The organism is Streptomyces beijiangensis, assembly GCF_017315755.1.
Taxonomy (GTDB): Bacteria; Actinomycetota; Actinomycetes; order Streptomycetales; family Streptomycetaceae; genus Streptomyces; species Streptomyces beijiangensis.
The window spans coordinates 1-4,532 of sequence record NZ_JAFLRJ010000474.1 but is presented as its reverse complement, the minus strand read 5'-3'; the positions used below and the strand labels follow the sequence as shown (position 1 = coordinate 4,532).

The 4,532-nt window shown below is 70.4% G+C and carries 4 protein-coding genes and 1 pseudogene; 1 reads left to right on the top strand and 4 read right to left on the bottom strand.

The annotated features are described in order from the left end of the window. Positions 1-50 precede the first annotated feature (50 nt). Genes J0695_RS35105 through J0695_RS35090 form a run of 4 tightly spaced genes read right to left on the bottom strand, consistent with a single transcriptional unit; the run spans position 51 to position 3,920 of the window. Positions 51-1,253 (bottom strand): bifunctional RNase H/acid phosphatase, encoded by a 1,203-nt coding sequence (locus tag J0695_RS35105; protein WP_206968822.1) that lies wholly within the window; start codon positions 1,251-1,253, stop codon positions 51-53. Continuing rightward, on the bottom strand, positions 1,253-1,996 hold the full coding sequence (locus tag J0695_RS35100) for a zinc ribbon domain-containing protein (RefSeq protein WP_242553594.1): 744 nt from the start codon (positions 1,994-1,996) through the stop codon (positions 1,253-1,255). Before J0695_RS35100 ends, J0695_RS35105 begins: the two co-directional genes overlap by 1 nt. Then, a complete protein-coding gene (locus J0695_RS35095; RefSeq protein WP_206968820.1) occupies positions 1,993-2,832 on the bottom strand; it encodes a Nif3-like dinuclear metal center hexameric protein in 840 nt (279 codons plus the stop codon). Before J0695_RS35095 ends, J0695_RS35100 begins: the two co-directional genes overlap by 4 nt. Positions 2,833-2,876: 44 nt before the next feature. After that, complete coding sequence (locus tag J0695_RS35090; protein WP_206968819.1) at positions 2,877-3,920, bottom strand: ABC transporter substrate-binding protein; 1,044 nt, start codon at positions 3,918-3,920, stop codon at positions 2,877-2,879. A gap of 187 nt (positions 3,921-4,107) precedes the next feature. Between J0695_RS35090 and J0695_RS35085 the strand changes: the two are divergent. Further along, positions 4,108-4,532: pseudogene (locus J0695_RS35085) on the top strand (hypothetical protein); the annotation flags it as partial.

The following is a 4,532-nucleotide window of genomic DNA, read 5'->3' as shown; positions in this document are numbered from 1 at the left end:
GGAGGGGCTTGATTTTGCCCCCTGCGGGCTTGAATGTTCCGGGAGGGGCTTCAGGTGCGCAGGTGGCTCGTGTCGTTCAGCAAGCGCAGCGACGCGTTGCCGTCCGTGTAGTACGCCACCGCCGACACCGACGCCGCCGACAGTTCCATCCGGAACAGGGACTCGGGCGGAGCTCCCAGTGCCAGCCGTACCAGCGTCTTGATCGGCGTCACGTGCGTCACCAGCAGGACCGTCTTGCCCTGGTAGCGCGCGACCAGCTTGTCGCGGGCCGTCGACACCCTCCTGGCCACCGTCGCGAAGCTCTCGCCGCCCCCCGTCGGGGTCGCCTTCGGGGAGGTGAGCCAGGCGTCGAGGTCGTCGGCGTACCGCTCCCGTACCTCACCGAACGTCAGGCCCTCCCAGGCCCCGAAGTCCGTTTCCCGCAGGCCCTCTTCGACCGTGACCGGCAGGCCGAGGCTCGCCGCCACCACGTCCGCCGTCTCGCGGCACCGCATCAGCGGGGACGAGACGACCGCCTGGATCGTGCCGCGCGCCGACAGTGACTTCGCTGCCCGTTCCGCCTGTACGCGGCCCGCCGCCGACAGCATCGGGTCGCTGCCACCGCTGCCCGAGAACCGCTTCTCGGGGGTGAGCGCCGTCTCGCCGTGCCGGAGCAGCACGAACGTGGCGGGCGTGCCGAGGTCCGCGGGCGCCGCCCAGCCCACGGGCGGGGCCGAGGCTGCTTCGGCCGTACGGTTGCCGATCGCCGCCCGGGCCTTCGCCGCTCCCGCCGCCGCATCGCCGGGCGGGCCGGAAGGAGCGAAGTCCAGTGCGGCCGTCGAGTTCGACGGTTCCCACTGCTTGCCCTTCTTGCCCGCGTCCATCGCCTCGTTGGCGAGCCGGTCCGCGTGCTTGTTCTTCTCGCGCGGGATCCACTCGTACGTGACCTGCGCGCGCGGCAGGATCGTCGCAGCCTCCGCGGCGAGGGGCTTCATGTCCGGGTGCTTGATCTTCCAGCGGCCCGACATCTGCTCGACGACCAGCTTGGAGTCCATCCGGACCCTGACCTTGGCCTCGGGGTCCAGGGCGCGGGCCGCTCTGAGGCCCGCGATCAGACCCTTGTACTCGGCCACATTGTTCGTGGCGACCCCGATGTACTCGGCGGCCTCGGCGAGGGGCTCGCCCGTCACCGGGTCGAGCACCACAGCGCCGTAGCCGGCGGGCCCCGGGTTGCCCCGGGAACCGCCGTCCGCCTCGACGACGAACTGCCGCATCAGATCCCCGAGTCGGCCGTGCGGATGAGGATGCGGTGGCAGTTCTCGCACCGCAGCACCGTGTCCGGGGACGCGGCCTTGACCTCGTTGACCTCGGTGATGTTGAGCTCCAGGCGGCAGCCCTCGCAGCGGCGCTGGTAGAGCCGGGCAGCGCCGACGCCGCCCTGCTGCGTGCGGAGCTTCTCGTACAGCTTCAGCAGGTCGGCAGGGACCGACGCGGCAACGACCGAGCGCTCCTTGGTCGCCGTGGCGATGTCCGCGTCCAGCTCGGTCGCGGCGGCGTCGCGGCGCGAGGTGGCGTCGGCGGTCTTGGCCTCGACCGAGGAGACGCGCTCGGTGAGCTCGGCGGCCCGCTCCTGCGCGGACTCACGGCGCTCCATGACCTCGAGGACGATGTCCTCCAGGTCGCCCTGGCGCTTGGCGAGGGAGACGATCTCGCGCTGCAGGTTCTCCAGGTCCTTGGGCGAGGAGACGGCGCCGGAGTCCAGGCGCTGCTGGTCGCGTACGGCGCGCTGGCGGACCTGGTCGACGTCCTGCTCGGCCTTGGTCTGCTCGCGGGCGGTGTCGGACTCCTCCGTCTGCACGGCGACGAGCAGGTCGCGCAGCTGGGTGAAGTCCTTGGTGAGGGATTCGATCTCGGCGTGCTCGGGCAGCGCATTGCTCTTGTGCTCAAGCTGCGACAGGCGTACGTCGAGGGCCTGGACGTCGAGAAGGCGGATCTGGTCGGCGCGGGCGGCGTTCAGTTGGGGGCTCCAGAAGAAGAGAGGTGGACTGTCCAGGGGTCTGTGACCGTACGGGAGACGTGGGTGCGAAGACCCCATCCGTTCCGGTCGGAGATCTCGTCGAGCTGCGCGGCCGCCTGCTCGCACCAGGGCCACTCGGTGGCCCAGTGGGCGGCGTCGACCAGCGCGAGGGGTGAGTGCTGGGTGGCTTCGGAGACCGGGTGGTGGCGCAGGTCGGCGGTGACGTAGGCGTCGACGCCGGCGGAACGTACCTGGTCGAAGAGGCTGTCGCCGGATCCGCCGCTGACGGCGACGGTACGGATCAGGGCCTCGGGGTCGCCCGCGACGCGGATGCCCTGCGCGGTGGCGGGCAGCCTGGCGGCGGCCACCGCGGCGAACTCGCGCAGCGGGAGAGGGTGGTCCAGCTCACAGATCCGGCCGAGGCCGCGACGGCCCGCGGGGTCGGTGGGATCCGGCACCAGGGGGCGTACGACGCGGAGGCCGAGCGCGCCCGCGAGGGCGTCCGAGACGCCGGGGTCGGCGGAGTCCGCGTTGGTGTGCGCGACGTGCAGGGCGATGTCCTGCTTGATCAGGGTGTGCACCACGCGGCCCTTGAAGGTGGAGGCCGCGACCGTCGTCGTACCGCGCAGATAGAGCGGGTGGTGGGTGACGATCAGCTGGGCGCCGAGCTTGGCCGCCTCGTCCGCGATCTCCTGTACGGGGTCGACGGCGAGGAGGACCGTGGTGATCTCCGCGTCCGGATCTCCGCAGACCGTGCCGACGGCGTCCCAGGATTCGGCGCGCTCGGGGGGCCAGAGGGCGTCGAGCGCGGAGAGGACTTCAGACAGACGGGGCACGGTTACAGGTTACCTGCGGTCCGTACCCCGCCGACCGGTCCCGCCTACTTGACCAGGAAGCTGTGGAGGTCGTCGAGGACCTTGTCGGCCGCCGTCACGCCGAGACCCAGGTACCAGGTCTCGTCGGGTACGTCCTTGGCCTGGCCCGCCTTGACCGCCTTGAGGTTCTTCCACAGCGGGTTGGATTGGGTGGTGTCGCGCTTGGTGGCCTTCGGCGGGCCATAGACGCCCGTGAAGATCCAGTCGGCGTCCGCGGAGTCGATCTTCTCGGGGCTGACCTCGACCGCCAGGTCTTCGACCTGCTGGTTCTTGGGGCGCGGGATGTCCGAGTCCTTGAGGATCGTGCCGATGAAGGACGCCTGGGCGTAGAGACGGATCTTGTCCGGGAGGTAGCGGACCATCGAGACGGTCGGCTTGTTCGGGCCGCTGGCCGCGCCAATATCAGTGGAGAGCTTCTTCGCCTTCGTCTCGTACGCGGCGAGGTTCGTCTTCGCCGCTGCGGTCTTGTCGAGCGCGGCCGCGTTGAGGAGGTAGTTCTCCTTCCAGGTGAATCCCGGGCGGATGGAGAACACGGTCGGCGCGATCTTGGACAGCTCGTCGTACTTGTCCGCGGCACGCAGCTGGCTGCCGAGGATCAGGTCCGGGTGGAGGTTGGCGATCGCCTCAAGGTTGAGGTTGTTGATCGTGCCGACGTTCTTGGGGCTGCCTGCGTCCGCCTTGAGGTAGCTGGGGATGCCCACGCTGCCCTCGGTGGGGGCGTAACCGACCGGCTTGATGCCGAGGGACACGACGTTGTCGAACTCGCCGACGTCCAGGACCACGACCCGCTTGGGCTGCGCCTTGAGTTCGGTCTTGCCCATGGCCTGGGTGATGGTCCGCGGGAACTGGCCGGGCTCGGCGTCCGTGCCGAGCGCGGCGGTCTTCGCGGCCGCGCCGCCGAAGTCCTTGCCGCCCTGGGCGACTGCCTTGCCGCTGTTCTCCTTGGCGGCGGAGCCGGTGCTGTCGTCGCCGCTCGAACAGGCTGCGAGCGAGATCGCTCCGACGACGGCGAGGGCGGCTGCGGCGGTACCGCGGCGGCGAAGGGACATCACAGGCTCCTGACAGCGAATGCTTAGGTTCGCCTTACCTTAACTGGCTGTGTTCCCGCCCAGCACAACCACCCCCTCACCCTCAGGCGAACCGGTGGACGGCCACCCTTATGTGTGAAGTGGTGGCACTCATGCCGTTCGTCCGGTCGTGCGAAAACTAGCTTCGGGACCGGAGGTGACCGACACGATGACGGCCTTGGCCATGGAGACCGGTACGGGAACAGGTCTCACGATCGCGGCTGACGGGTCCTACGCGGCACGGCTCGCGCGCAGGGACGCCGGTACGGAGGCGTGGTGTCCGGAGCGGTGGACGCTGGACGGACCTGAGCCGTACGTCGTCCAGCTGCCCGGGGTACAGCCCGAGGAGCCCGGCAACGAGGTGCTGCCGCTGGCTGACGGGCGCGTACTGATCCGGCGCTTCATGGAGGGGCGGCACGCCTTCTCGCTGCTGTACCCGACCGGTCCCGGGACGGGTGAGCTGCCACTGGGGGCGGTGGAGTGCGAGGAGCTGACGCTGCTGCCGCCCGCGCCCGGCCACACGGCGCTCGACAGCTCGCCGGGCGCCAGGGCGTACGCCAGCTCGCCGCCGGGCGCGGGCGGCAGCAGCGTCAG

Excerpts from the sequence above, each read along its gene's own strand:
- J0695_RS35105 (WP_206968822.1), bottom strand. The coding sequence starts at position 1,253 with ATGCGGCAGTTCGTCGTCGAGGCGGACGGCGGTTCCCGGGGCAACCCG.
- J0695_RS35090 (WP_206968819.1), bottom strand. The coding sequence starts at position 3,920 with ATGTCCCTTCGCCGCCGCGGTACCGCCGCAGCCGCCCTCGCCGTCGTC.